Source organism: Sphingomonas sabuli, from assembly GCF_014352855.1.
Classification (GTDB): Bacteria; Pseudomonadota; Alphaproteobacteria; order Sphingomonadales; family Sphingomonadaceae; genus Sphingomicrobium; species Sphingomicrobium sabuli.
In genome coordinates this window covers 1,570,001-1,593,809 of the sequence record NZ_CP060697.1, presented here as the reverse complement: position 1 = coordinate 1,593,809, position 23,809 = coordinate 1,570,001, and the positions used below count along the sequence as shown (strand labels likewise).

Sequence of the window (23,809 nt, the reverse complement as noted above, 5' to 3'; positions counted from 1 at the left end):
ATGGCGCACGACGCGACGGTGCGCTCCTCCGCTCCGGCCACCAGCACAGCCCGTGCGCCTGCCGGCCAACCGCCGCTTGCGCAGCGACTGGCGGCGGAAGCGATTGCGTCCTTCTTCCTGTTTGCCTGCGTAATCGGGTCGGGCATCATGGCGTCCAACCTCGCGCAGGGTAACGACGCCGTCGCTCTGCTCGCCAACACCATCGCCACCGGCGCGATCCTGTTCGTTCTGATCACCATCTTCGGGCCCGTGTCGGGGGCGCATATGAACCCCGCGGTGACGCTTGTCGCCGCGTCGCGCCGCGACCTGCCGTGGTCCGAAGCGGCGGCGTATATCGGCGCGCAGCTGGCGTTCGGGATTGCGGGGGCGTGGGCGGCGCATCTGATGTTCGACCTGCCGACCCTGCAGGTGTCGCTTCGGGCGCGGACGGGGCTGGGCCAATGGGCCGGGGAAGCGATCGCGACCTTCGGACTGGTCCTCACCATCCTCGGCACGCTGCGCTATCGCCGGTCCGCCGTGGCGGCGGCGGTCGCGCTCTACATTTGCGCGGCCTACTGGTTCACGTCATCGACCAGCTTCGCCAATCCCGCGATCACCGTCGCCCGCAGCCTGTCCGACACATTTGCCGGCATTGCGCCGCGTGACGTGCCCGGCTTCGTCATCGCCCAGCTGGTCGGCGCGGCCGCCGGGGCACTGGCCGCCCGGCACCTGTTCGACCGCGCCTAGAAGGCGACCCGCGCGCTAAGTCGGATGTCGCGGCCGGGGAGCGGCGCATAATCCTTGAGCAAGCTGGTACTGCGGCGCGCCTCGACGTCGAAGATGTTGTTGGCCTGCAGCGACAGGGTCAGTTCGGGACGGTCGGCGAACGCATGCCAGTCGAACGCCGCATTGACCAAAGTGTAACCGGGCGTGCGGGTCTCGTTGGGCGCCGTGCGGTCATGGGCGAACGCGCGCTCAAGCTCGATCCGGCCATCGATCGGCCCGCGCACGCCGGTCAACGCGCCGAGCATTCGCAACGGCGGGATCAGCGGTGCCGGGCCGAAGTCCCGGACGGTGGCGCGAACCGCATCGGCCTGGAATTCCGCGCCCCAGTCGACCCCGAGCGCCGAGCCGAGCCGGGCGTCGCCGGACAGTTCGAAGCCCAGATAGTCTGCCTTTCCGGCACGGAATTCGTAAACCGGCAGGTCCTCCGCAATCGCGCCGGTCGGCGCGGCGAACAGGAAGTTTGAGAAGCGGCTGTAATAGACGTTGGCGGAGACATGGACCGGCCCGGTCGTGCGGCGCAGGCTCAGCTCGACGCCGTTGCTCTTTTCCGGGTCGAGGCCGGGATTGCCGACCTGGAATGACTGGCTGCCGCCGTGGGGACCGTTGGAAAACAGCTCCTCGACGTTCGGCGCGCGTTCGGAATGCGACAGCGACAGGCCCGCCCGCCAGCCGCCGCCGACGTCATATTGGCCGCCAAGCGACGCGGAAACGGTGGTGAAGTTTGCGTTGCGGGCGGGCGTGGCGATCTGCGCGTCGGCATCCGCGGCAAGCTCGCTGAACTCGATCCGGGCGCCGCCCTCCAGCCTGACGGGGCCGGCAACCAGCGTCTGGACGGTGAACAGTCCGGCCTGTTTCTGCCGCGCATCGGGCAGATACTTCTCCTCGCCACGGATACGGACGTCGCGGTCGAGATACTGGATGCCGCTGGTCCCCGCCCAACCGGACCGGTCGGCCTGGACCAGGTCCACGCGCACTTCGCCGCCGTTGGAAAAGAAGCTCGACCCGATCTCGCCGGTCTCCTCGACCTCGTCGTGGTGATACCGGGCATAACCGCCGCGCGCGCTGACCTGGCGGAAGAAACCGGCCAGCGGTATTTCGACCCGCCCGTCATAGCGGGTCTGTTCGAGGTCGATCGTCGGCGCTTCGACCTCGATCGCCGGGTCGAGCGAATAGCGCACCGGTACGTCATATTCCTGCGTCCGCCGGCTGATCGACGCGCCGATGTTGAGGCCGCCGTCCACGTAAGCGAGGCCGAGCGCGCCTTCCTGCGACTTGGACGCGCTGTTGGGCAATTCGCCCTTGAGATCGGCCAGCGCGCGGATGGCGGGGTCGGCACTAGCCGCCGCTTCCTCGCGCAGGAGGCGGGCAAGGATGTAGCCGCCGGTCTCGACATCGTCGGATTTGCCCAGCTTGCCGTCGGCATGAAGGACGAAATTGCCGCCCAGGGCCACGTTCAGCGCAGCATTGGCCGAGCGCTCTTCCGCGGCCGAGCCGTAGGACAAGAGGCCGTCGGCGGACACGCCGCCTTCGGGCATCCGGCGCGGGATGCGGGTGTCGATGACATTGACCACGCCGCCGATCGCCGACGATCCGAACGGCAGTGCTGCAGGACCGCGCAGCACTTCGATCCGTTCGGCGGTCAACGGGTCGATGGCGACAGCATGGTCGGGACCGGCCGAGGCGAGGTCGAGCGTGCCGATCCCGTCGACCAGCACGCGGATACGATCGCCCGACAGGCCGCGAATGACGGGCGCCGATGCCGCCGGGCCGAAACTGGTGGCCGACACGCCCGGCAGCTTGGCCAGCGTTTCGCCGATGCTGGTGCGGACCGACCGGGCAAGCTCCGCGGTTTCGAGGACGGACACCCCGCCCAACACGTCGCCCGCGTTGCGCCGGACGCCGGTGACGATGATCGTGTCGTCCGTATGGCTGTGCGCCGCGGCCGCCGGTCCGGGCTGCGGCGCTGCCGGCGCCTGCGCCTGCTGGGCGACCGCTGTGACGGGGACCGAAAACAGGGCGACCGTGGCCGCTCCGGAAAGCAAGAATCGAACCATGAAAAGGGAGAACTCCAATAGCTTGCGGCTGCGCTTAGCGGAGATGATACATTGTAACAAGAAGGTGCTGCGGGTCTTTCGACGAGCGGCGGTCGGCGCGCCGGACGGCGGCAGGGTTGCGGCAGCGGGAGCACGGCGGATAAGGCGGGCCATGGCCGCGTCCGACGATCCCTTCGACCTGTTCGACCGCTGGTTCGCCGACGCCCGGGCGAGCGAAATCAACGATCCCGAAGCGATGGCCTTTGCCACCGCCGACGCCCGCGGCCGCCCGTCGGTGCGCATGGTCCTGTTGCGCAATGCCGGGCCCGAAGGCTTCGGCTTCTTCACCAACCTCGACAGCCGCAAGGGCGGCGAACTGGCCGAGAATCCGTGGGGCGCGCTTGCGCTGCACTGGAAGTCGCTGCGTCGCCAGGTACGCGCTGAAGGACCGGTGCGGCAGGTCGCGGATACGGAGGCGGACGCTTATTTCAAGTCGCGTTCGCGGGCCTCGCGCATTGGGTCCTGGGCGTCCGACCAATCGCGCCCGCTCGACAGCCGCGAGACGTTCGAGCGCCGCTATGCCAGCCTGCAGGAAAAGTTCGAAGGCGAAGACGTGCCGCGTCCGCCGCGCTGGTCCGGCTTTCTGCTGGTGCCGGAAAAGATCGAATTCTGGACCGACCGGCCGCACCGGTTGCACGAGCGGCGGCTGTTCACCCGCACGGTCGACGGCTGGGACGAAGGGCTGCTCTACCCATGAGCGGGGCGCACCTGCACGGGGACGACCGCTCCACGCTGACCTCGCGCGCAGCCTTCGCCAGCATCGCGATGGCGATCTTTCTGATCGGCCTGAAGACCTGGGCCGCGCTGCAGACCTCGTCGATGGCAATGCTTGGCTCGCTTGCCGATTCGAGCCTCGACCTTGTCGCCAGCCTGGTCGTCCTGGCCGGCGTGCGGGTCGCCGCGCAGCCGGCCGATCGCGACCATCGCTTCGGACATGGCAAGGCAGAGGCGCTGGCCTCGCTGGTGCAGGTCATCATCATCACCATCTCGGCGCTGTTCATCGGCTTCGAATCGGTTCGCCGGCTGGTCGGCGGCAAGCAGACTGCGGAGGCGGAGCTTGGCATCGGCGTCTCGCTGGTGGCGATCGCGCTCACCGTCGGGCTAATCGCCTACCAGCGTTACGTGGTCAGCCGAACCAAGTCGGTCGCGATCGCCACCGACCGACTGCATTATGCGTCCGACCTGATGCTCAATGCATCGGTGATCATTGCCCTCGCGCTCGACCAGTTTGCCGGGATCGTCGGCGCCGACGCGGTGTTCGGAGTGCTGATCGCCCTGTGGCTGGCGCGGGGTGCCTATTTGTCGTCCAGCAACGCGCTCGACCAACTGATGGACCGCGAATGGCCCGACACGATGCGCGACGAATTCATCGCCGCGACGCGCGCCTTTCCCGAGCTTGAGGGCCTGCACGACCTTCGCACCCGCACCAGCGGCACGCACAATTTCGTCCAGTTCCACGTCTGGGTTCCCGAAGACTGGACGGTCCGCGAAGCGCACGACCGGATGGACCGGATCGAGGAAGCGCTGGAACGGCAGTTTCCGGCGACCGAGATCCTCATCCACCTCGACCCCGAAGGCCATACCGACCGGGAAAAACTTCTGCCGGCGGAAATCACCGAGCAGAGCGAATGACGACGATCCCATTTTTCCAGGTCGATGCGTTCGCCGACCGGCCGCTGACCGGCAATCCGGCCGCGGTGATGCCGCTCGACCGCTGGCTGGACGATGCGCTGATGCAGCAGATCGCGGCGGAGAATAACCTCAGCGAAACGGCGTTCCTGGTGCCGTCCGACCGCGCTGACGCCGATTTCGACCTGCGCTGGTTCACCCCGACGACCGAAGTCCCGCTGTGCGGCCACGCTACGCTCGCATCGGCGCACGTCCTCATCCGCGGCGAGACGATCCGCTTTTCGACCCGGTCGGGCATCCTTACCGTGACGCGCGACGGCGACCTGCTGCAGCTCGACGTGCCCGCCGGGCAAGTCGAACGCCGTGACGTTCCGGGTCTCGAACAGGCGCTCGGCGCGGCGGGAGAGACCTATGCCGGCGCGGGCGCGGAGGGCGCCGCAATCCTGCTGCTGGAGGATGAGGCGGCTGTGCGGGCGGTGCGACCGGACTTCGCGGCACTGCGCGACTTTCCCGAACTGGTGATCGTGACCGCGCCCGGCGACCGGCAGGCGATTGCCAGCCGGGTCTTCGCCGTTCCCGTCGGCATCGACGAGGACCCGGTGACCGGCGCCGCCCATGCGGTGCTCGTCCCGTTCTGGGCGAAGCGGCTCGGCCGGCGCGAATTCAGCGCCGTGCAGGCCAGCGCCCGCGGCGGTCTGCTCCACTGCCGCGAGGCGGGCGACCGGGTCATCCTCGGCGGCACCTGCGTCACCGTCATCACCGGCGACTTCCAGCTTTGACCGGCGAGGGCGACGGCCCGCGGCTCAAGCGCAGCATCGGCACCCCCGGCGCCATCCTTCTGGCGTTCAACGGCGTGCTGGGCAGCGCGATCTTCGCCCTGCCGGCGACGCTGGCCGCAGACTTCGGCAGCTTCTCGCCCTGGCTGTTCCCGCTGGTCGCGCTGGTCGCGCTGCTGATCGTCATTCCCTTCGCGCACAGCGCCGGACGCTTTCCCGAAAGCGGCGGGCCGGCCGAATATGGCCGCGTCTTCGGGCGCTTCGTCGGGTTCGAGCTGGGCTGGCTGTTCTACCTGTCGCGCGCCGCGGCCTTTGCCGCCAACGCTAACGTGCTCGCCGCCTATCTGTCGCGCTGGTGGGTGGGCGCCGACCAGGGGCTGGCCCGGGCCGTCATCCTGGTCGTGGTCTGCACCCTGTTCGCCGGCATCAACATCGCCGGGGTACGGCGGGCGCTGGCCTTCCTTGGCGTGCTGACGGTGCTCAAGGCGCTGCCGCTGCTGATCATCGCCGTCGCCGCGCTGCTTGCCACCCTGCCGCTGCCGGCACCGGGTGCGATGCCCCCGCTTGGCCAGTTCGAAGCGGGTGCGCTGATCGTCTTCTATGCCTTCGTCGGGTTCGAGAATGCGGTCGTCCCGGCGGGCGAGACCAGGCGGCCCGGCACGGTCCTGCCGCGCGCCATCTTCATCACGCTGGGGATGACGACGCTGCTCTATTTCCTCGTCCAGGCGGCTTTCATCGGCGCACTGCCCGGCGGCGGCACGGACGAGAAGGCGCCGCTCATCGACCTTGGCGCGTGGGTCGCGGGACCGGCTGGTGCAGCGGTGATCACGCTCGCGGCGATCTGCTCGCTGGGCGGGAATTTGCACAGCACCATGACCTCGACCCCGCGGGTCACCTATGCGCTGGCGCGGCGCGGCGACCTTCCGGGGTGGTTCGGGCGGGTCAACGAACGCTTCCTCACCCCCGCCAACTCGATCGCCTTTCTCGCCCTGTTCGCCGGCATCCTTGCGCTGGTCGGAAGCTATGTCTGGCTGGCGATCATCAGCGTGCTTGCGCGATTGTTCGTTTATGCCGTGACCATCGCTGCGCTGCCCCGCGCGCCGGGCCGGGCGCCGGTCGCGCCCTGGCTTTACGTGCTGGGCGCCGCGGGCATCGCGCTATGTGTTTGGGGCGCGGCGCAGGCGACGTGGGACGCGTGGCAGACGCTCGGGTTGCTGGCGCTGGCCGGGGCGGTCCTGTTCGCGATCGCCGCTCGCAAGCCCGCAGCCACCGTCACTCCCGGCTGAGCTTTTCCTCCAGCGCGTCGAGGATCGGCAGCTGGCTTTTGAGCATCATCCGCCGCGCCTCGGCGAGGTCCATCCATCGGGCGGCGTCGCATTCGGGAAAGCTTTGCATCCGCCCGCTGCGCGGCGGCCACTCCATCTCGAAATGCAGGCTGTCGAGCCGGGCAGGATCGAAGTCGCCCTCCGCCGCGAACACCTCGACGATCTTGCCGCCCGACTGCTTGATCCGCACGAGCGGTTGCGGCGGCCGATCCAGCGCACTGCCAAGCTCCTCGCGGAATTCGCGAACGGCGGCGTCGGCCAGCGCCTCGCCGGCATCGACTCCGCCCTTGGGAATCATCCACGCCCCGGCATCCTTCTTTGCCCAATACGGACCGCCGGGATGGATCAGCAGCACTTCGGTTGCCCCGCCGGTGTGGCGGTACAGCAGGATTCCGGCGCTAAGCGGCGGCGGCACAGGACACGCGCGGATCGGCGGCCAGCGTTTCGGCGATCCATCCGCCGCCAAGCACTCGCGTGCCGTCGTAGAAGACCGCCGCCTGCCCCGGGGCAACGCCATATTCGGGGGTGGCGAAACAGACCCAGCCATCATCCTCGATCCGGGCCGACACCGCCGGGGCAAGCGAGCGAACCTTGACCGAGACGTCGCGCTGGTCCTCGCCCAGCCAGCTCAGCTCCTCCACCCGCATGCGCTGGATGGCGAGCGCGCTGCGCGGGCCAACCACCAGCCGGCGCGTGTCGGGCTCGATCCGCACGACATACAGCGGTTCGGGGCTGCCGCCGATCTCGATCCCGCGGCGCTGGCCGACGGTGAAATGCACGACTCCGCGATGCTCGCCGAGCGTCCGGCCCTCGAGATCGACGATCTCGCCCGGCACGTCCGTTTCCGGTCGCAGCTTCTTGACCAGCGAAGCATAGTCGCCGTCGGGGACGAAGCAGATGTCCTGGCTGTCCGGCTTGGCGGCCACCGCCAGTCCAGCCTCCAGAGCCAGCTCGCGCACCGCATCCTTGGGCAAGTCGCCGAGAGGGAAGCGGAGAAAATCGAGCTGATCGCGCGTGGTCCCGTAAAGGAAATAGCTCTGGTCGCGGCGCGGGTCTTTGCCCCGGTGCAGTTCCGCCCGGCCATTGCGGACGGTGCGGCGGACGTAATGGCCGGTCGCCAGGCAATCCGCGCCCAATTCGCGGGCGAAGGCGATCAGGTCGACGAACTTCACGCCCTGGTTGCACAGGGCGCAGGGGATCGGGGTGCGGCCCTGCGCATATTCCTCGGCGAAGCGATCGATCACCCCGCTGCGGAACCGGCTTTCGTAATCCAGCACGTAATGGGCGATGCCCAGCCGGTCGGCGACCTGGGCCGCATCGTAAATGTCCTGCCCGGCGCAGCACGACCCGCTGCGCTTCACAGCCTCGCCATGATCGTACAGCTGCAGGGTGACGCCGACCACCTCGGCCCCGGTGCGCGCGGCGAGGGCAGCCGCAACCGAACTGTCGACGCCGCCGGACATGGCGACGACGATCCGCGCGCCTTGCAGGCGATCGAGGCCGAAATCGATGGTCATTTCCGTTGTGGAGCGGGTCTTTACCCGAAGTTCACTCCTCACTGCTAGTCCAGCCTCGACACGGGTAAGCCAGGGGACGCCATGTCGCGTTTGGAAGGAAAGATCGGTGGTGACGGTAACCAGCCGGTGGAGGCCGAGGACATCCTCGAAGCGCTGGCCGAAGAGCAGCGCCGCGAGGCGGTCCGCCGGTACTTTTCCGGTGGCGACGGCTGGCGCGAAGCTTCTGCATCGCTTGGGGGCGCGTTTGCCGCCAAGCAGCCGTGGCTGAAGCCGGACGGCGAAGAATGACCGGTAAATTAACCAGCGACCTTGAGAATATCTTCAACGCGGCAGTCTTAAACAGGGCTCACACCAACCGATGAAACAGGTTTGACGAATGCTTGAGAACCAGAAGATCCGGCCGGCTCAGGTCATTGGCCCCCTCGGGGAGCCGCTGACGCTCGACTCGCTGCCGCCGGTCGGCACCAACCGCTGGGTCGTTCGGCGCAAGGCCGAAGTGGTCGCAGCGGTCGCGGGCGGGCTCCTGTCGATCGACGAGGCCTGCCAGCGCTACTCGCTGAGCCTTGAAGAATTCACCGGCTGGCAGCGTGCGGTCGAACGCAGCGGCATGCCCGGCCTGCGCGTCACCCGGCTCAAGCATTACCGCGACGTCTACGAGCGCCAGCAGCGCTATTGAGCAGCGGCCGCAAGGCCGCCATCCCTCCTGCAATTCCGTGGATTAATCCGTCCTGCCGACTGTCCCGGACTGGACATGATTAAATGAATGCGGAACAACAATCGCGCATCGGGCGTCTTTCCGGTGCTCAAGGCCGCCGAGTTACTGGGTGGCGGCCGAACAGGAGGGAACGCTCATGGGTTTCATCGTCTGGCTGATCGTCGGCGGCATTGTTGGCTGGCTTGCTAGCCTCATTATGCGCACCGATGCACAACAGGGGATTATCCTCAACATCGTCGTCGGCATCGTCGGCGCAGTCATTGCCGGCCTGATCTTCGGTGGCGGCAACATCAATGATTCCAATCCGCTCGACCTGACCAACATCCTTTGGTCGTTGCTCGGCGCGGTCGTCCTGCTGGCGATCGTCAACCTGATCCGCAGGGGTACCGTCCGCTAAGCGGAGACGCCCTCTACGAAATTATGGGCCGCGCAGGTGAACGCCTGCGCGGCCTTTTTCATGGTCACAGCAATTCGAACGCCATCGCGACCGAGATTTCCAGCTTCTGCTCGCCCGGTTCGATCTTGGTGTCGGCCGACTGTGCCCGCGCCATCGCTGCATAAGGCATCGGCTGGGGCGGAGAATATCCGCCGCTTTCGTTGATCGACAGGACTCGGCCGACGCGCTTGCCCAGCGCCGAAGCGTAAAGCTGTGCCCGGGCCAGCCCGGCGGCGATTGCCCGCGACCGTGCCTCGTCCAGCGCCGCTTCCGGCTTGTCGATGGTCATCGACGGCCCGTTGATCTGGTTGGCGCCCTGCGCGACCAGCGCATCAAGGATGCTGCCGCTGTTGCGAATGTCGCGAAAACGGATCGTGACCGAGTTGGTCGCGGTATAGCCCGTCAGCTGGGGCGCCTGTCCGTCCTGGTAGCGATACTCGGGGTTGAGGTTGATCGAGCTGGTCTGAATGTCGCGGTCCGCGACCCCGGCGCTGCGCAGCGCCGCCAGCACCCGTTCCATGCGTGTGCTGTTCTGTTGCAGCGCTTGCGAGGCCGTCGCGGCGCGTGTGACCACGCCGGCGGAAATTACGGCGATGTCGGGTACGCGGGTGACCGCGCCGGTCGCCGATACGTCCAACCGCGTCCCGCTGATCGGCTGCGCGAAATCGATTTCAACGGCTTGTTGGGCCGCGGCCGGAACGGCCGTCGCGGCCAGCATCACCGCAATACAAAACGATAAAAGTTTGGCCATGTGTCGGCACTCCCCTGGTTCGATACGAACCCGAAAGGTGCACCGGCCACATGGCCACGGCGTGAACGAGCGGCGGTCGCGCTAGGCGCGGCGTCCGGCAATCAGGCGGTAGATGAACAGGATCACGAATGCGCCGACGATCGCGGCCAGGAAGCCCGCGCCTTCGCCGGTGTCGTACCAGCCAACCATCTTGCCCAGCCAGCCGGCGACGAATGCGCCGGCGATGCCGAGCAGGATCGTGACCAGGCAGCCGCCCGGGTCGCGGCCGGGCATGAGGAACTTCGCGATGGCACCGGCAATCCCCCCGATGATGATCCACCACAGCCAGCCATAGGATTCGAGCATCGCAGTCTCCCTTGTTATGCCGCGATTAATGCGCGACCGGGCTTTGCTGTTCCAGCCATGTCCGTTGGTCGAAAACGGCTGGCATACCGTGGGCAACCGGGCTGTGTTGCCCTTGGTGACTTATTCGCGTAATACAGTGGCTCTACTTTGGGCAGCCAAGAACGCGATCTGGGCGAAAGAATGAACGATATGAACTTGGAACGGCCGTTGCGCACTACCGAATCGGACACGCTGGTCGTGATCGACGACGGCGCGCGCCGGCGCAAGCGGATGGCGATCATCGCCGCCGCCCTGGTCGCGGTGATCGCAATAATCGTCGCGATGATGATGCTTGGCGGCGGCAAGCCTGCCGCCGACGAAGGCGCTACGGCCGGCAAGATTCCGACCGTGTCCGTGATCGTGCCCGGTCAGACCAGCGTCGCGCGGGTGATCACCGCGTCCGGTGCGCTCGCCGCTCGCCGCGACCAGCCGGTCGGCGTTGCCGGGCAGGGCGGGCGCGTTACGCAGGTGCTGGTCGACGCCGGAAGCTGGGCGCGCCAGGGCCAGACGCTCGCCGTCATCGACCGGTCGGTGCAGACCCAGCAGGCCGCGCAGCTGGCCGCGCAGATCGACGCCGCGCAGGCCAATGCCGCGCTGGCCGAAGCCAATTATCAGCGCGCGCTCTCGCTCCAGGGCCGCGGTTTCGTGTCCAAGGCCGAGATCGATTCCAAGCGCGCGACCCGCGATGCGGCGACCGCGCAGGTCCGCGTGGCCCGCGCGCAGCTGGGCGCGACCCGCGCCGAAATCGGCCGGCTCAACATCACTGCTCCGTCCGCGGGCCTGGTGCTCGAACGCAACGTGGAGGTCGGCCAGGTGGTCGGCGCCGGCGCCGGCGCCCTGTTCCGCATGGCCCAGGGCGGGGCGATGGAGATCCGCGCCAACCTGCCGCAGCAGGACCTGACCGCGGTCAAGGTCGGCATGCCCGCGACCGTCACTCCGTTGGGGTCGGACCGCACCTTCACCGGCTCGGTCTGGCAGGTCGCGCCGACGATCGATCCGCAAACCCGCCAAGGCGAGGTCAGGATCAGCGTGCCTTACGATCCCGCCTTCAAGCCCGGCGGCTTCGGCGAGGCGAAGATCACCGCCAACCAGACCACGGCCCCCGTCCTTCCGCAGAGCGCGGTGATGAGCGATTCCAAGGGCAGCTACGTCTTCATCGTCGGCAGCAACAACAAGATCGAGCGCCGGGCGGTCCAGCTTGGCGAGGTGCAGGACGCGGGCGTCACCGTCATCGGCGGCCTAAGCGGCCGCGAGCGGGTGGTCGAAACCGCCGGCCCGTTCCTCAACCCGGGCCAGGAAGTGCGGCCCAAGCGGGTCGTGCCGAAGACCCTGCAACCGTAATGACCGGGACCCAAGAGCGTTAAACCATGAATTTCCGCAACATCTCGTCCTGGTGCATCCGCAATCCGGTCCCGCCGATCGTGCTGTTCGTCGGCCTGCTGCTGGCCGGGCTGCTCGCGTTCATGCGGCTCGACGTCAACAACTTCCCCGACGTCGAATTCCCCGCCGTTCAGGTGAATATCTCCCAGCCCGGCGCCGCGCCGAGCGAGATGGAAAGCCAGATCACGCAGCGGGTGGAAGCGGCCATCCGCAGCGTGGAGAACGTCGAGGAGATCAATTCCAGCCTGCGCGAAGGCTTCAGCCAGACGATGGTGTCGTTCCACATCGGCACCCCGCTCGACCGGGCGACCGAGGACGTGCGCACGGCCATCGCCCAGATCCGCGGCGACCTGCCCGAAGGCATTCTCGAGCCGCAGGTCGAGCGCATGCAGACCAACGACGGCGGCGAGATCTCCTTCATCGCCGCCGAAACCAACGACATGACGCTCGAACAGTTGAGCTGGTACATCGACAATGAAGTGTCGCGCCGGCTGCTGTCGATCGAAGGCGTCGGCGCGGTCACCCGCGAAGGCGGCGTCGACCGCCAGATACGCATCACGCTCGATCCCGTCGCGCTGCAGGCGCAGGGCATCACCGCGGCCCAGGTCAACCAGCAGCTGCGCCAGGTTAACCTCAACGCGTCCGGCGGACGGGCCGAACTGGCCGGGTCCGAACAGACGGTCCGAATCATCGGCAACGCCACCGACGCCTACAATCTCGGCCAAACCCAGATCAGCGTTCCGGGCGGGCGCGTCGTCCGGCTGAGCGACCTTGGCAAGGTCAGCGATTCGACCGACGAATTACGCTCCGAGGCGATCCTCAACGGCAAGCCCGTCGTCAGTTTCAACATCAAGCGGGCGCGGGGCTATTCCGATCTTACCGTCTACGACGGAGCGTGGGACGAACTGCGCAAGATCGAGAAGGAAAATCCGCGGGTCCAGTTCGTCGAGGTCGCGAACACCGTCAATTACACCGAGAACCAGTACGACAGTTCGATGATCGCTTTGATCGAGGGCGCGGTGCTGGCGGTGCTGGTGGTGTTCCTGTTCCTGCGCGACTTCCGCGCGACGATCATTTCCGCCGTGGCCATTCCCTTGTCGGCGATTCCCGCCTTCTGGTTCATGAGCCTGATCGGGATCAACCTGAACTTCCTGTCGTTGCTGGCGCTGGCGCTGGTGGCCGGCGTGCTGGTCGACGACGCCATCGTCGAGATCGAAAACATCGTCCGCCACATGCGCATGGGCAAATCCGGCTACCAGGCCGCGATCGACGCCGCGGACGAAATCGGCCTGGCCGTGCTGGCGACCACCTCGGCGATCATCGCGGTCTTCCTGCCGGTGGCGCTGATGCCCGGCATTTCCGGCCAGTTCTTCTATCACTTCGGCTTCACCGTCGTCCTGTCGGTGGCGATGAGTTTGCTCGTCGCGCGCATGATCACGCCGCTGATGGCGGCCTATTTCCTGCGCGCCCACGGGGTCGAGGAACATGCCTCGGGCAAGTGGATGACCCGCTACCTGTCGCTGCTCAACTGGACTCTGGACGACAGCGAAACCCGCGCCGTGCGGGCCGCCGTCCCGGCAGAAAAGACCCGGGTCCATTTCGTCGGCATCGAGATCGTGCTGCAGGTGCTGAACCTGATCGCCGCGATCGCCGCCGCGATTGCCGCGATGAAGGCCCTGACGGCGCTGGGGCTACCGGCCCTGGCCGTCAACCTGCTGGCGATTGTCGCGCTGGTGGCGGCCGCGATCATCGTTCACCGGCTGATGAGCGCCGCCTTGTCGTCGCGGGATGGCGGTTTCGCGCGCTGGCACACGCGGCTCAACGCCCAATATCGCGATCACCGGGTGAAGATGCTTGGCGTCGGGTTCATCGCCTTGCTGATGACCGTGGCCCTGTTCGCGACCCTGCCGATGCAGTTCCAGCCGGAAACCGACGAACCCGTGTCGACCGTGCGCATCGAAATGCCGCCGGGCACGACGCTGGCCCAGACCCGCGGCGTCGCTTCCGAAGCGTCAGGCATCCTCCTTGCCCACCCCAATGTGGATCGCGTGTTCCAGCGGGTCTTCACGTCGGTCGGCTACATCCAGGTGATGTTCAAGAAGGACCGCACGCAGAAGAGCCCGGAAATCGAGCGCGAGCTCAATCCGAAGCTGGCGACCATTGCCGATGCGCGGGTCAATTTCGTGTCCCAGAACAACGCCGGCGGGCGGCCCATCGGCCTGTTCCTCGGCAGCAGCAATCCGGTCCTGCTGCAGCAGACGTCGGCCAAGCTGGCGCAGGAGATGGAGACGATTCCCGAGCTGGTGGCGCCGCGTGTGCAGGGCGACAACGAACGGCCGGAAATCCAGATCACGCCGCGCTTCGACCTGGCCGCTGACCTTGGCGTGACGACCACCGCGCTGTCGCAGACAATCCGTATCGCCACCATCGGCGACATCGAACAGAATAGCGCCAAATTCTCGCTTGCCGACCGTCAGGTGCCGATCATCGTCAGCCTGCCGATCTCGGCCCGCCGCGACCTGTCGGTGCTGGAAAACCTGCCGGTGCCGACCCAGTCCGGCGCCAGCGTGCCGTTGAAGGCGGTCGCCGAAATCAGCTTCGGGTCCGGTCCGTCGCGCGTGCAGCGCACCAACCAGGTGCGGCGCACGGTCATCGGCGCCGACCTTGCGCAGGGCGTAGTGTCGAGCGACGCTTGGAAGAAGATCCGTGAGCTGCCGACCTACAAGAACCTGCCCGACGGCGTTCAGGAACTGACCCTCGGCGACCAGAAATGGCAGGGCGAATTGCTGGTCAGTTTCGGCATCGCGCTGGCCAGCGGCGTGCTGCTGGTGTTCGCGGTGCTTGTGCTGCTCTACCGCCGTTTCCTTGCCCCGTTCGTCAACATGGGCTCGCTGGTGCTCGCCCCGCTCGGCGCGGCGATCGCGCTGCACATCGCCGGCACGCCGGTCTCGCTGCCCGTGTTCATCGGCATCCTGATGCTGTTCGGGATCGTCGCCAAGAACTCGATCCTGCTGATCGATTTCGCGGTCGAGATGATGAACCACGGCATGGCCAAGGACGAGGCGATTTACGAAGCCGGGCACAAGCGCGCCCAGCCGATCGTCATGACGACCGTGGCGATGGTCGCCGGCATGCTGCCGATCGCGCTGTCGCTGCACGGCGACGGCAGCTGGCGTGCGCCGATGGGCATTACCGTGATCGGCGGGCTGATCCTGTCGACCGCGCTGACCCTGCTGCTGGTCCCGGCGTATTTCAGCATCGCCATCGATATCGAACAGGCGATCAGCAAGGTCTTCCACCGGCTGGTCACCGAAGAAGCGCAACGTCCCGGCGAAGCGGTTCCCGCGGAATAAGCCGCGCCGGGTGATTCCACGCGCCCGGCCCGCTATGGCGGTGATGTGAAGACGCCCGTCGCCCTGTCCCGGTTCAACCCGGCCCAGCCCGGTGCGGCCGGGATGAAGCTGGCCGCGACCGGCCTGCTGGTGGCGATGGCGGCGCTGTTCGCGGCCAGCCGGGCGTTCGAACCCGCTTACCCTTGGCTGGCCTGGGTCAAGGCGTTCGCCGAAGCGGCGATGGTCGGCGGGCTGGCCGACTGGTTCGCGGTCACCGCCCTGTTCCGCCATCCGCTTGGCCTGCCCATTCCGCACACCGCGATCATCCCGCGCAACAAGGACCGGATCGGCGATTCGCTCGCCACCTTCATCAACGAAAACTTCCTGGTCCCCGCCGTGGTCGCGCGGCGCATGCGCAACATCGACATTGCCGGCGCGGCCGGCCGTTTTCTCAAGGCACCGGCTGGCGAAGGGACGCGTATCCGCCAGGGCGCCTCACGCCTGATCGCCGACATATTCGAGGGCCTCGACGACGAACGGCTGGGCGGGATCGTGAAAGGCGCCATCGCCCAGCGCATCCAGAAGATGCAGGTCGCCCCCCTCCTTGGCCACGCGCTCGCCTCCGCGATCAACGAGGACCGTCACGTGCCGATGCTGGAAGCGGCGATCCGCTGGCTGTCGCGGGCGCTCGACGCCAACGAAGAACTTATCCGCGAGATGGTGCACAAGAAAGCCAATTGGGTGCTCAAGCTTGCCGGGCTCGACGCCAAGCTGGCCGACGCCATCCTCGACGGCTTGCGCAAGCTGAGCGCGGAAATGTCCACCGATCCCACCCATCCCGTGCGGATCAAGGTCGAGGAAGCGCTGGCCCAGCTGGCCAACGATCTGCAGACCAATGCGGCAACGCAGGCCAAGGTCGAGGATCTGAAGGAACAGCTGTTGGCCAATCGCTCGGTCGCGCTGTGGATCGACGCCATCTGGCAGCGCGGCCGGGAATCGATCATCCGCGCCGCCCGCAATCCCGACGCGGCAATGGCCGGCCGGCTGGGCGACGTGCTGCGGTCGATGGGCGAATCTCTCGAACAGGACAGGCGCGTGCGCAGCGCCATCAACCAGTTCGTTCGCCGCGCCGCGGCGGGCATGGCGCAAAGCTACGGCAGTTCGATCGTCATGCTGGTATCGGAAACGATCCGCAGCTGGGACGCGCGCACCGTCACCGCGCGGCTGGAATCGGCGGTCGGGCGCGACCTGCAATATATCCGCATCAACGGCACGCTGGTCGGCGGGCTGGTCGGCGTTGCCATCCACGCGCTCGACACCATCTGACGTGCCGTTCGTCGTCATAGGGGGTGCGCCCGTCGAAATGAACCGCGCGGTCATCCGCAATTCACCCGCCGGGCGCGACGGGTTGCGAATGAAGACCAAGTCGCTCTACCTCGCCGGCATCGCGCTGTTCGTCCTTCCGGCCGTCGCCGCCGCCCAGGACGCCGCGCCCACGGCCACGCAGCCCGAAGCCCCTGCGGCCACGCAACCCGAGACCGTTGCGGCCGATCAACCGGCTGATGCAGCCGAGCCCGCATCCGCGGACCCAGCCGCCGACGAACTGGACGAAGACGATACGATCATCGTCACCGGTCAGCGGTCGAACGTGATCGGCGACATTCCGCCCGAAAACACGCTCGACACGCGCGACATCCGAGCCACCGGTGCGACCGACATCAACGAGCTTCTCGAAGCGATCGCGCCGCAGATCGGCAGCGCGCGCGGACGCGGCGGCGAGCGGCCGGTGCTGCTGCTCAACGGCCAGCGCATCTCCGGCTTTCGCGAACTGCGCGACATTCCCACCGAAGCCATCTCCAAGGTCGAAATCCTGCCGGAGGAAGTGGCGCTGCGGTACGGCTACCGGGCCGACCAGAAGGTGGTGAACTTCGTCCTTCGCCCCCGTTTCCGGTCGACCACCGCACGGCTCGAGGGAACCACCGCGACCGGCGGCGGCTATCTTGGCGGCGAAGCCGACGTCACCCGGCTGATGATCGGCGAGAACGGCCGCACCACCGTCAACCTGAATGTCGAAGCGAACAGCCCGCTGACCGAGGACGAGCGCTTCATCCGCGTTGAAGACCCGGCCGAGGACGCCGACGACCAGGGCGCCCGGACGCTGATCGGCGAGCGCCGGCAGTATCGCGCCACCGCCACGCACAATCGCCAGATCGGCACGGTCTCCGCAACCGGCAATGTCGAGGCGCAGCGGTCCACCGGGCGTTCGCTACTTGGCCTTGGCGACACGCTCCTGCTGCCGCTGGCGCGCAATTCGACCAATGACAGCCTGCACGCCGGCGGTGTGCTCAACGGCAATCTGCCGGGCGGCTGGCGCTGGTCGGTGACCGGCAATGCGGACCTCGACCGCGGCGTGACTCGCACCGACCGCGACGCTGCGATCGACGACAGCGCGCGGACCGTGACCCGCTCAGCAGACATTGACGGGATGCTCAACGGCAAGCTGTTCAAGCTGCCCGCCGGCGATATCGGGGCGACCGTCAACGTCGGGGCCAGCACGCTGGACCGCGACAGCAAGCGCGTTCGCGACGGGATCGAAAGCGAAAGCTCGCTCGGGCGGTCTATCGGGCAGGCGTCGGCCAACCTCGATATCCCGATATCGCGGCGGGACAGCGATTTCGGGGCGCTCGGCACGCTCGGGCTCAACGCCAATGCGGAAATCGAACGCTATTCCGACTTCGGCACGCTGACGACGCTCGGCGCCGGGGCCAACTGGTCGCCGGTGCGGCGGCTCAACCTGCTCGCCAGCTGGACGCGCGAAGAAGGCGCGCCGTCGGTCGGCCAGCTTGGCGACCCGATCCTGGAAACGCCGGGAACGCGCATCTTCGACTTTACCACCGGTCAGACGGTGGAGGTCAACGCGATCACCGGCGGCAATCCCGGCCTCGATGCCGACCGCCGCAACGTGATCAAGCTTGGCGGCAATTGGAAGCCGCTCGAGGAAACCGACCTGACGCTGCGCGCCGAATATGTGCGCTCGCGGTTCGACGACCCGATTTCCAGCTTCCCCGGGCCGACCCCGACGATCGAGGCGGCCTTTCCGGAACGGTTCATGCGCAATGCCGGCGGACAGCTGGTCAGCGTCGACCTGCGCCCGGTCAATTACGACAGCGCCCGGCGCGACACGCTGCGCTTCGGCTTCGACTTCTCCAAGCCGCTCAAGTCCGCCGCCCCGTCGCCGGCCGCGATCGCCGCGCTCCGTGCCCGCCGCGGCGAACGTTCCGGCGACGCGCGGCCCGAAGGTGGCCCGCCCCCCGAAGGCGGCCCTCCGCCCGAGGGCGGCCCGCCGCCAGGTGTCGGCGGCGGCGGTGGCGGTGGCTTCGGCCGCTTCGGCGGCGGCGGCGGTGGCGGCCGGAACGGGGGCCGGCTGACCTTTTCGCTGACCGACACGGTGACGCTGGTCGACCGGGTGACGATCCGGCCCGGCCTGGATCTCGACTATCTCGACGGCGACGCGGTCGGGCAGGGCGGCGGCCGGTCGCGGCACGAGGTCGAAGCGCGCGCAGGCTATTTCAACAACGGCCTTGGCGCCCGCATGTCGGCCAATTGGAAAAGCGCGACGCAGGTGACGACAGCGACCGGCGATACCTTGCGCTTTTCGCCCGTCGGGACGTTCGACCTGCGGCTGTTCGCCAACCTTGGCCAGCGGCTCGACCTGGTCGCCAAGCATCCGTGGCTGCGCGGGTCGTCGCTGCGGCTGGAAGTGAACAACATCTTCGACACCAAGCCCAACGTCCGCGATTCCCTTGGCGCGGTGCCGTTCAATTACCAAGGCGACCTGCTCGATCCGCTTGGCCGGACGATCAGCATCAGCATCCGCAAGCAGTTCCTGCCGCCGCGCGGGTCGTGGCGGCGCGAAGGCGGCCGCGGCGGCGAGGACTGAGGAATCGCGCGCACGCTTCCTTTCCTTTGCCCGCGATCTTTGCCATGCGCCCGCCGATGAAGACGCCGCAGCCAGTCCGGGGAATGCAAAGCCTGTTGGGCGAAGAAGCCGACCGCATGGCCGCGGTGGTCGCCGCGTTCGACAAGGTGCGCCGGCTGTACGGGTTCAGGCGGGTCGACGTACCGATGCTGGAGGACACCGCAGTGTTCGCCCGGACGATGGGCGAAACTACCGACGTCGTGTCCAAGGAAATGTACAGTTTCGAGGACAAGAGCGGCGACCCGGTGACGCTTCGTCCGGAGTTTACTGCCGGCATTGCCCGTGCCTTCCTGTCGGAAGGTTGGCAGCAGCACGTGCCGCTGAAGGTCGCGACGCATGGCGCCGCCTTCCGTTACGAGCGCCCGCAAAAAGGCCGCTTCCGCCAGTTCCACCAGCTGGACGCGGAGATCATCGGCGCGCCGGAACCGGCGTCGGACGTCGAATTGCTGTGCTTTGCCGACCAGTTGCTCAAGGAACTCGGCATCGATGCCGCGGTGCTCAAGCTCAACACGTTGGGCGATCCCGACACGCGCGCCGCGTGGCGCGACGCGTTGCACGCGCACTTCACCAAGCATCGCGGCGATCTTAGCGAGGAGAGCCGCGACCGGCTCGACCGCAACCCGCTGCGGATTCTCGACAGCAAGGCCCATGCCGACTGGCCGATCGTCGACGCCGCGCCGGTGATCGACGATTTCCTGACCAGCGACGCGGGCGAGTTTTTCGCCCGGGTCACTGCCGGCCTGGATGCGGCGGGGGTTAACTGGGAACGCGCGCCGCGGTTGGTGCGCGGGCTCGATTATTATCGCCACACCGCCTTCGAATTCATGACCGACCAGCTGGGGGCGCAGGGCACGGTGCTGGCGGGCGGTCGCTATGACGGCCTGATGGAATCGCTGGGCGGGCCGCACACGCCCGCGGTCGGCTGGGCGGCGGGGATCGAGCGGCTGTCGATGCTGATCGATGCGCCGGCTGTCGAACAGCCGCTGGTGGTGATCGTGCCGCTGGGCGATCGCGCGGCGACGGCAGCCGAGGGCATTATCGCAGGCCTTCGCCGCGACGGTATCGCCAGCGACATGGCCTATCGCGGCAACATGAAGAAGCGGATGAGCAAGGCCAATGCGTCTGGCGCGACCTATGCGCTGATCATCGGCGACGACGAACTGGATCGCGGCGAGGCGCAGCTGAAAACGCTGGCCAGCGGCGAGCAGCGCGCGGTTACGCTTGGCCAGCTTGCGCAGGCGATCGCCGAATGACGGGCATTTCGTCGGACCGCATCGCGTCGATCGAGGCGCGCAAGCAGGAACTTGCCGACCAGATGGCAAGCGGCGAGCTGTCGGCGGAAGAGTTCGTTCGCCTGTCCAAGGATTATGCCGCGATCGAGCCGGTGGCCGCCGCGGCTCGCGAAGTTCGCCGGCTGCGCGCCGAACGCGAGAGCCTGTCGGCAATGACCCGCGACGCCGACGCCGAGATGCGGGCGATGGCCGAAGAGGAATTGCACGAGATCGAGCGCAAGCTGCCCGACGCCGAGCGTGCACTAGCCGTCCAGCTGCTGCCCCGCGATGCCGCGGACGAGCGGCCGGCCATGCTGGAAGTGCGCGCCGGGACCGGCGGCGACGAGGCCGCACTGTTCGCCGGCGACCTGCTGCGCATGTACCAGCGTTTCGCCGAAGAGCAGGGCTGGCGCTTCGAACTCATCTCCGCCAGCGCGTCCGAGCTTGGCGGCTACAAGGAAGCCGTGGCGTCGATTACCGGGGCGGGGGTGTTCGCCAAGCTGAAATTCGAAAGCGGCGTGCACCGGGTCCAGCGGGTGCCGGTGACCGAAGCGGGCGGGCGGATCCACACGTCGGCGGCGACCGTCGCGGTCCTTCCGGAAGCCGAGGATGTCGACGTCCAGATCGACGACAAGGATTTGCGCATCGACGTCTATCGCTCGTCGGGCCCCGGCGGGCAGTCGGTGAACACCACCGACAGCGCCGTGCGCATCACCCATCTGCCGTCCGGCCTCGTCGTCATCCAGCAGGACGAAAAATCGCAGCACAAGAACAAGGCCAAGGCGCTGAAGGTACTGCGTACGCGACTCTTCGAACTGGAACGGGAGCGGCTGGCCAGCGAGCGGGCCGGCGCGCGCAAGTCGATGGTCGGATCGGGCGACCGGTCGGAGCGGATCCGCACGTACAATTTCCCGCAGGGGCGCGTGACCGATCACCGGATCAACCTGACCTTGCACAAGCTGGAGGCGATCCTTGAAGGACCCGGGCTTGGCGAATTGACCGAAGCCTTGATCGCCGAGGACGAGGCCCAGCGGCTGGCGGGTCTGGAAGACGCGTGAAGCCGCTGACACGCGCGCTCGACGAAGCGGCGCGGCAATTGACCCTGACCAGCGACACGGCGCGGCTCGACGCCGAGCTGCTGATGGCCGAGGCCTTGAACATCGACCGCGACAAGCTGCTGCTCAACCCGCCGGACAAGGATCCGCCCAAGCGGTTCTGGACGATGGTCGAACGCCGGGCGAAGGGCGAGCCAGTGGCCTATATCACCGGCCGCCGCGCCTTCTGGGACATCGACATTCATGTCGGCCCGGGCGTGCTGGTGCCGCGACCCGACAGCGAAGTGCTGATTGCGTCCGCGATCGCGCATTTCGAAGGCAAGGCTGACGGGCCGGGCCGGATCCTCGACCTTGGTACCGGTCCGGGCACGCTCCTGCTGGCGGCGCTGGACTTGTGGCCGAAGGCAACGGGCATTGGGGTCGACAGTTCGCGGCGGGCCTTGTCCTACGCGTCGGCCAATGCCCGGCGGCTGGGCTTCGACGATCGGGCGAAGTTCAAGCTGGGCGACTGGGCCGACGGCATCGCCGAGGGATTCGACCTCATCCTGTGCAATCCGCCGTATGTCGCCGAGGACGAGGAGCTCGGTCCCGGAGTGGCCGAACATGAGCCCGACGAGGCGCTGTTCGCCGGTCCGGACGGGCTCGACTGCATCCGGCGGCTGGCGCCCGAAATTCCGCGCCTGCTCAATCCAGGTGGGCTGGCCGCGGTCGAAATCGGCGCCGGCCAAGCCGCCGCGGCGCGCCCCCTGCTTGAACGCGACGGGCTGAAATCCAGCATTGCCAAGGACTTCGGCGGACGGGACCGGGCGGTACTCTTGACCCGGGCTTGAAGAAATTCGCTTGGAATATCGGTAAATGCCCATTACATCCTGTTTCAGGAGCGGGCCCGCTTGAGCGGAAATGACCTGAGCGCATCCCCTCCTACCCCCGATGCAATCGGCCCTTCGCAAGCGCGCTGACGCTTAAGCGGAAGAACAAGGGCGAAGCTGCGCACGCGCAGATGCAGGCCGGCAGGAGCGGGGGGCGAACTTCTATTGTTTGAGGAAGTCGGCTTTTGATCAATAATCGACAGGGTGGTGGTCGCCGTCGCGGCCGCGGGGGCCAGCGGGGTCCCAATCTCGGGGGTAATCGGCAGGATAATCGCCAGCGTGGCAATGCCGCGCAGCTGCTCGAGAAATACAAGAACATGGCGCGCGATGCGCAGCTTGCGGGCGACCGCGTGCAAAGCGAATATTTCCTTCAGTTCGCGGACCATTATTTCCGTGTCCTGGGCGAAAGCCGCTCGCGCTACGACGACCAGCGCAAGGCGCGCGGCGACGATTCCTCGGACGACGAGGACAACGACAACGACAATGACGGCGACAGCTACGACGCGTCCGACGAGGACAGCGGCGATCGGCCGAGCCGCAACCAGCGCGGCAACGGCAGTGGCCGCGACCGTTCGGACAAGCCGGACCGGTCGCGCCGCAACGGATCGCGCAATGCGTCGTCCGACGACGACGACCAGGACGACGATGGCGAGCGGATCGCGATGACCGCGCTGCCGCCGGCGATCGGCCGCGATGGCGACGATGGCGAGGAGGAGGCTCCGGCCAAGCCCAAGCGCCGGGCGACCCGCAAGCCGCGCAACGACGGCGACGTCGACGTGGCGCCTGCGGCCTGACTGCCGCCCGCTAACGGTTCAGGGAACGGCCTGCCGGCGACGGCGGGCCGTTTTCTTTTGGGTCAGGCTTCGACGTCGACCGTGCGCGGACGGAAATTGTCGTCCAGCGCGACGAAGGTGAACACGCCCTCGGTGACCTTGATGCTTTCGCAGATGCCGCGATCGCGGTTGGCGACGACTTCGATCTTCACCACCATCGACGTGCGGCCGACCTTTTCCACCTCGGCGAAGACGGAGATCACGTCGCGCAGGTGGATGGGCGCGATGAATTCCATCCGGCTGATGGCCACGGTCGCGACGTGCCCGCGCGCCCGCTGCGAAGCGACGATGCCGCCGGCGATGTCCATCTGGCTAAGCACCCAGCCGCCGAAGATGTGGCCGTTGGCATTGATGTCGGTCGGGCCCGGCACGACCCGCAGGGTCGGCTCGCGAATCGGGTCGGTCATCGGTCGTCCTTGTGTTGGGATTGCCCCGCCGCGTCATCGTGGCCGCTCGACGAGCTGAGGAAGCTCAGCACCATCAGCCCGGTGCCGAGCAGGACGGTGAGGCCGACCCCCAGCGCGGTCGCGATCAGCATGTGAATATGAACCCCGTCGTCGCCGCGCGCGACCAGCAGCACGGCGATCGCCGCAATGACGATCGACAGCAGCGCCAGCCACTTCATCGCGCGCCGGAAGCGGCGCAGCAGCGACGCCTTGGGGCTGGGGATGGGGTCCGGGCGGGCCATGCGCTTCCCTT

At 67.4% G+C, this 23,809-nt stretch carries 23 protein-coding genes; 16 read left to right on the top strand and 7 right to left on the bottom strand.

Going from position 1 to position 23,809, the window contains the following annotated elements; genetic code table 11:
* Entirely contained in the window at positions 1-726 is a 726-nt protein-coding gene (locus H8M03_RS07890) for an aquaporin (protein WP_187478913.1), read from the top strand.
* Here the strand turns inward: H8M03_RS07890 and H8M03_RS07885 are convergent.
* Complete coding sequence (locus tag H8M03_RS07885) at positions 723-2,819, bottom strand: TonB-dependent receptor (RefSeq protein WP_187478912.1); 2,097 nt, start codon at positions 2,817-2,819, stop codon at positions 723-725. The genes H8M03_RS07890 and H8M03_RS07885 overlap by 4 nt on opposite strands.
* 151 nt (positions 2,820-2,970) lie before the next feature.
* Between H8M03_RS07885 and pdxH the strand changes: the two genes are divergently transcribed.
* The 4 genes from pdxH to H8M03_RS07865 are packed head-to-tail and all read left to right on the top strand — an operon-like array spanning position 2,971 to position 6,549.
* A complete protein-coding gene (pdxH, locus tag H8M03_RS07880) occupies positions 2,971-3,555 on the top strand; it encodes a pyridoxamine 5'-phosphate oxidase (protein ID WP_187478911.1) in 585 nt (194 codons plus the stop codon).
* Positions 3,552-4,490, top strand: coding sequence for a cation diffusion facilitator family transporter (locus H8M03_RS07875; protein ID WP_187478910.1), 939 nt, complete (start codon positions 3,552-3,554; stop codon positions 4,488-4,490). The genes pdxH and H8M03_RS07875 overlap by 4 nt, the downstream gene beginning before the upstream one ends.
* Positions 4,487-5,266, top strand: coding sequence for a PhzF family phenazine biosynthesis protein (locus H8M03_RS07870; RefSeq protein ID WP_187478909.1), 780 nt, complete (start codon positions 4,487-4,489; stop codon positions 5,264-5,266). Before H8M03_RS07875 ends, H8M03_RS07870 begins: the two co-directional genes overlap by 4 nt.
* The gene (locus H8M03_RS07865) at positions 5,263-6,549 is read left to right on the top strand and encodes an APC family permease (RefSeq protein WP_187478908.1); all 1,287 of its coding nucleotides are present in this window, start codon (positions 5,263-5,265) and stop codon (positions 6,547-6,549) included. The genes H8M03_RS07870 and H8M03_RS07865 overlap by 4 nt, the downstream gene beginning before the upstream one ends.
* Here H8M03_RS07865 and H8M03_RS07860 read toward each other — a convergent pair.
* Both H8M03_RS07860 and mnmA read right to left on the bottom strand, forming a co-directional pair.
* Positions 6,536-7,003 (bottom strand): NUDIX hydrolase, encoded by a 468-nt coding sequence (locus H8M03_RS07860; protein ID WP_246448806.1) that lies wholly within the window; start codon positions 7,001-7,003, stop codon positions 6,536-6,538. The two genes, H8M03_RS07865 and H8M03_RS07860, sit on opposite strands and share 14 nt — an antisense overlap.
* On the bottom strand, positions 6,987-8,105 hold the full coding sequence (gene mnmA / locus H8M03_RS07855) for a tRNA 2-thiouridine(34) synthase MnmA (protein ID WP_187478906.1): 1,119 nt from the start codon (positions 8,103-8,105) through the stop codon (positions 6,987-6,989). The genes H8M03_RS07860 and mnmA overlap by 17 nt, the downstream gene beginning before the upstream one ends.
* A gap of 81 nt (positions 8,106-8,186) precedes the next feature.
* Here mnmA and H8M03_RS07850 point away from each other — a divergent pair, with 81 nt between their 5' ends.
* The 3 genes from H8M03_RS07850 (at position 8,187) to H8M03_RS07840 (ending at position 9,217) form a co-directional block, all read left to right on the top strand.
* A complete protein-coding gene (locus tag H8M03_RS07850; RefSeq protein WP_187478905.1) occupies positions 8,187-8,393 on the top strand; it encodes a hypothetical protein in 207 nt (68 codons plus the stop codon).
* Between the two features lie 88 nt (positions 8,394-8,481).
* Positions 8,482-8,781 carry a CtrA inhibitor SciP gene (gene sciP, locus H8M03_RS07845; RefSeq protein WP_187478904.1) on the top strand — a complete coding sequence of 100 codons (300 nt, stop codon included), beginning with the start codon at positions 8,482-8,484 and terminating at the stop codon, positions 8,779-8,781.
* A 175-nt stretch (positions 8,782-8,956) separates the two neighbouring features.
* Positions 8,957-9,217, top strand: coding sequence for a GlsB/YeaQ/YmgE family stress response membrane protein (locus H8M03_RS07840; RefSeq protein WP_187478903.1), 261 nt, complete (start codon positions 8,957-8,959; stop codon positions 9,215-9,217).
* A 64-nt stretch (positions 9,218-9,281) separates the two neighbouring features.
* Here the strand turns inward: H8M03_RS07840 and H8M03_RS07835 are convergent, their stop codons facing one another.
* Positions 9,282-10,007: an SIMPL domain-containing protein gene (locus H8M03_RS07835; RefSeq protein WP_187478902.1), complete on the bottom strand. Its 726-nt coding sequence runs from the start codon at positions 10,005-10,007 to the stop codon at positions 9,282-9,284.
* 81 nt (positions 10,008-10,088) lie between these two features.
* Entirely contained in the window at positions 10,089-10,352 is a 264-nt protein-coding gene (locus H8M03_RS07830) for a GlsB/YeaQ/YmgE family stress response membrane protein (protein WP_187478901.1), read from the bottom strand.
* 180 nt (positions 10,353-10,532) lie between these two features.
* Here H8M03_RS07830 and H8M03_RS07825 point away from each other — a divergent pair, with 180 nt between their 5' ends.
* The 8 genes from H8M03_RS07825 (at position 10,533) to H8M03_RS07790 (ending at position 23,071) form a co-directional block, all read left to right on the top strand.
* On the top strand, positions 10,533-11,732 hold the full coding sequence (locus tag H8M03_RS07825) for an efflux RND transporter periplasmic adaptor subunit (protein ID WP_343070837.1): 1,200 nt from the start codon (positions 10,533-10,535) through the stop codon (positions 11,730-11,732).
* Between the two features lie 26 nt (positions 11,733-11,758).
* Positions 11,759-15,124: an efflux RND transporter permease subunit gene (locus tag H8M03_RS07820; protein WP_187478900.1), complete on the top strand. Its 3,366-nt coding sequence runs from the start codon at positions 11,759-11,761 to the stop codon at positions 15,122-15,124.
* Positions 15,125-15,226: 102 nt separating this feature from the next.
* Complete coding sequence (locus tag H8M03_RS07815) at positions 15,227-16,429, top strand: DUF445 domain-containing protein (protein WP_187481004.1); 1,203 nt, start codon at positions 15,227-15,229, stop codon at positions 16,427-16,429.
* Between the two features lie 37 nt (positions 16,430-16,466).
* Entirely contained in the window at positions 16,467-19,043 is a 2,577-nt protein-coding gene (locus H8M03_RS07810) for a TonB-dependent receptor plug domain-containing protein (protein ID WP_187478899.1), read from the top strand.
* 56 nt (positions 19,044-19,099) lie between these two features.
* Positions 19,100-20,335 (top strand): histidine--tRNA ligase, encoded by a 1,236-nt coding sequence (gene hisS, locus H8M03_RS07805; protein ID WP_187478898.1) that lies wholly within the window; start codon positions 19,100-19,102, stop codon positions 20,333-20,335.
* A complete protein-coding gene (gene prfA / locus H8M03_RS07800; RefSeq protein WP_187478897.1) occupies positions 20,332-21,411 on the top strand; it encodes a peptide chain release factor 1 in 1,080 nt (359 codons plus the stop codon). The genes hisS and prfA overlap by 4 nt, the downstream gene beginning before the upstream one ends.
* Positions 21,408-22,238, top strand: coding sequence for a peptide chain release factor N(5)-glutamine methyltransferase (prmC, locus tag H8M03_RS07795; protein ID WP_187478896.1), 831 nt, complete (start codon positions 21,408-21,410; stop codon positions 22,236-22,238). Before prfA ends, prmC begins: the two co-directional genes overlap by 4 nt.
* A 224-nt stretch (positions 22,239-22,462) precedes the next feature.
* Positions 22,463-23,071 (top strand): DUF4167 domain-containing protein, encoded by a 609-nt coding sequence (locus H8M03_RS07790; protein ID WP_187478895.1) that lies wholly within the window; start codon positions 22,463-22,465, stop codon positions 23,069-23,071.
* A 62-nt stretch (positions 23,072-23,133) separates the two neighbouring features.
* Here the strand turns inward: H8M03_RS07790 and H8M03_RS07785 are convergent, their stop codons facing one another.
* Together H8M03_RS07785 and H8M03_RS07780 are read right to left on the bottom strand one after the other, a co-directional pair.
* Positions 23,134-23,517, bottom strand: a complete 384-nt coding sequence (locus tag H8M03_RS07785; RefSeq protein ID WP_187478894.1) for an acyl-CoA thioesterase — start codon at positions 23,515-23,517, stop codon at positions 23,134-23,136.
* Positions 23,514-23,798 carry a hypothetical protein gene (locus tag H8M03_RS07780; RefSeq protein ID WP_187478893.1) on the bottom strand — a complete coding sequence of 95 codons (285 nt, stop codon included), beginning with the start codon at positions 23,796-23,798 and terminating at the stop codon, positions 23,514-23,516. Before H8M03_RS07780 ends, H8M03_RS07785 begins: the two co-directional genes overlap by 4 nt.
* Between the last annotated feature and the right edge of the window lie 11 nt (positions 23,799-23,809).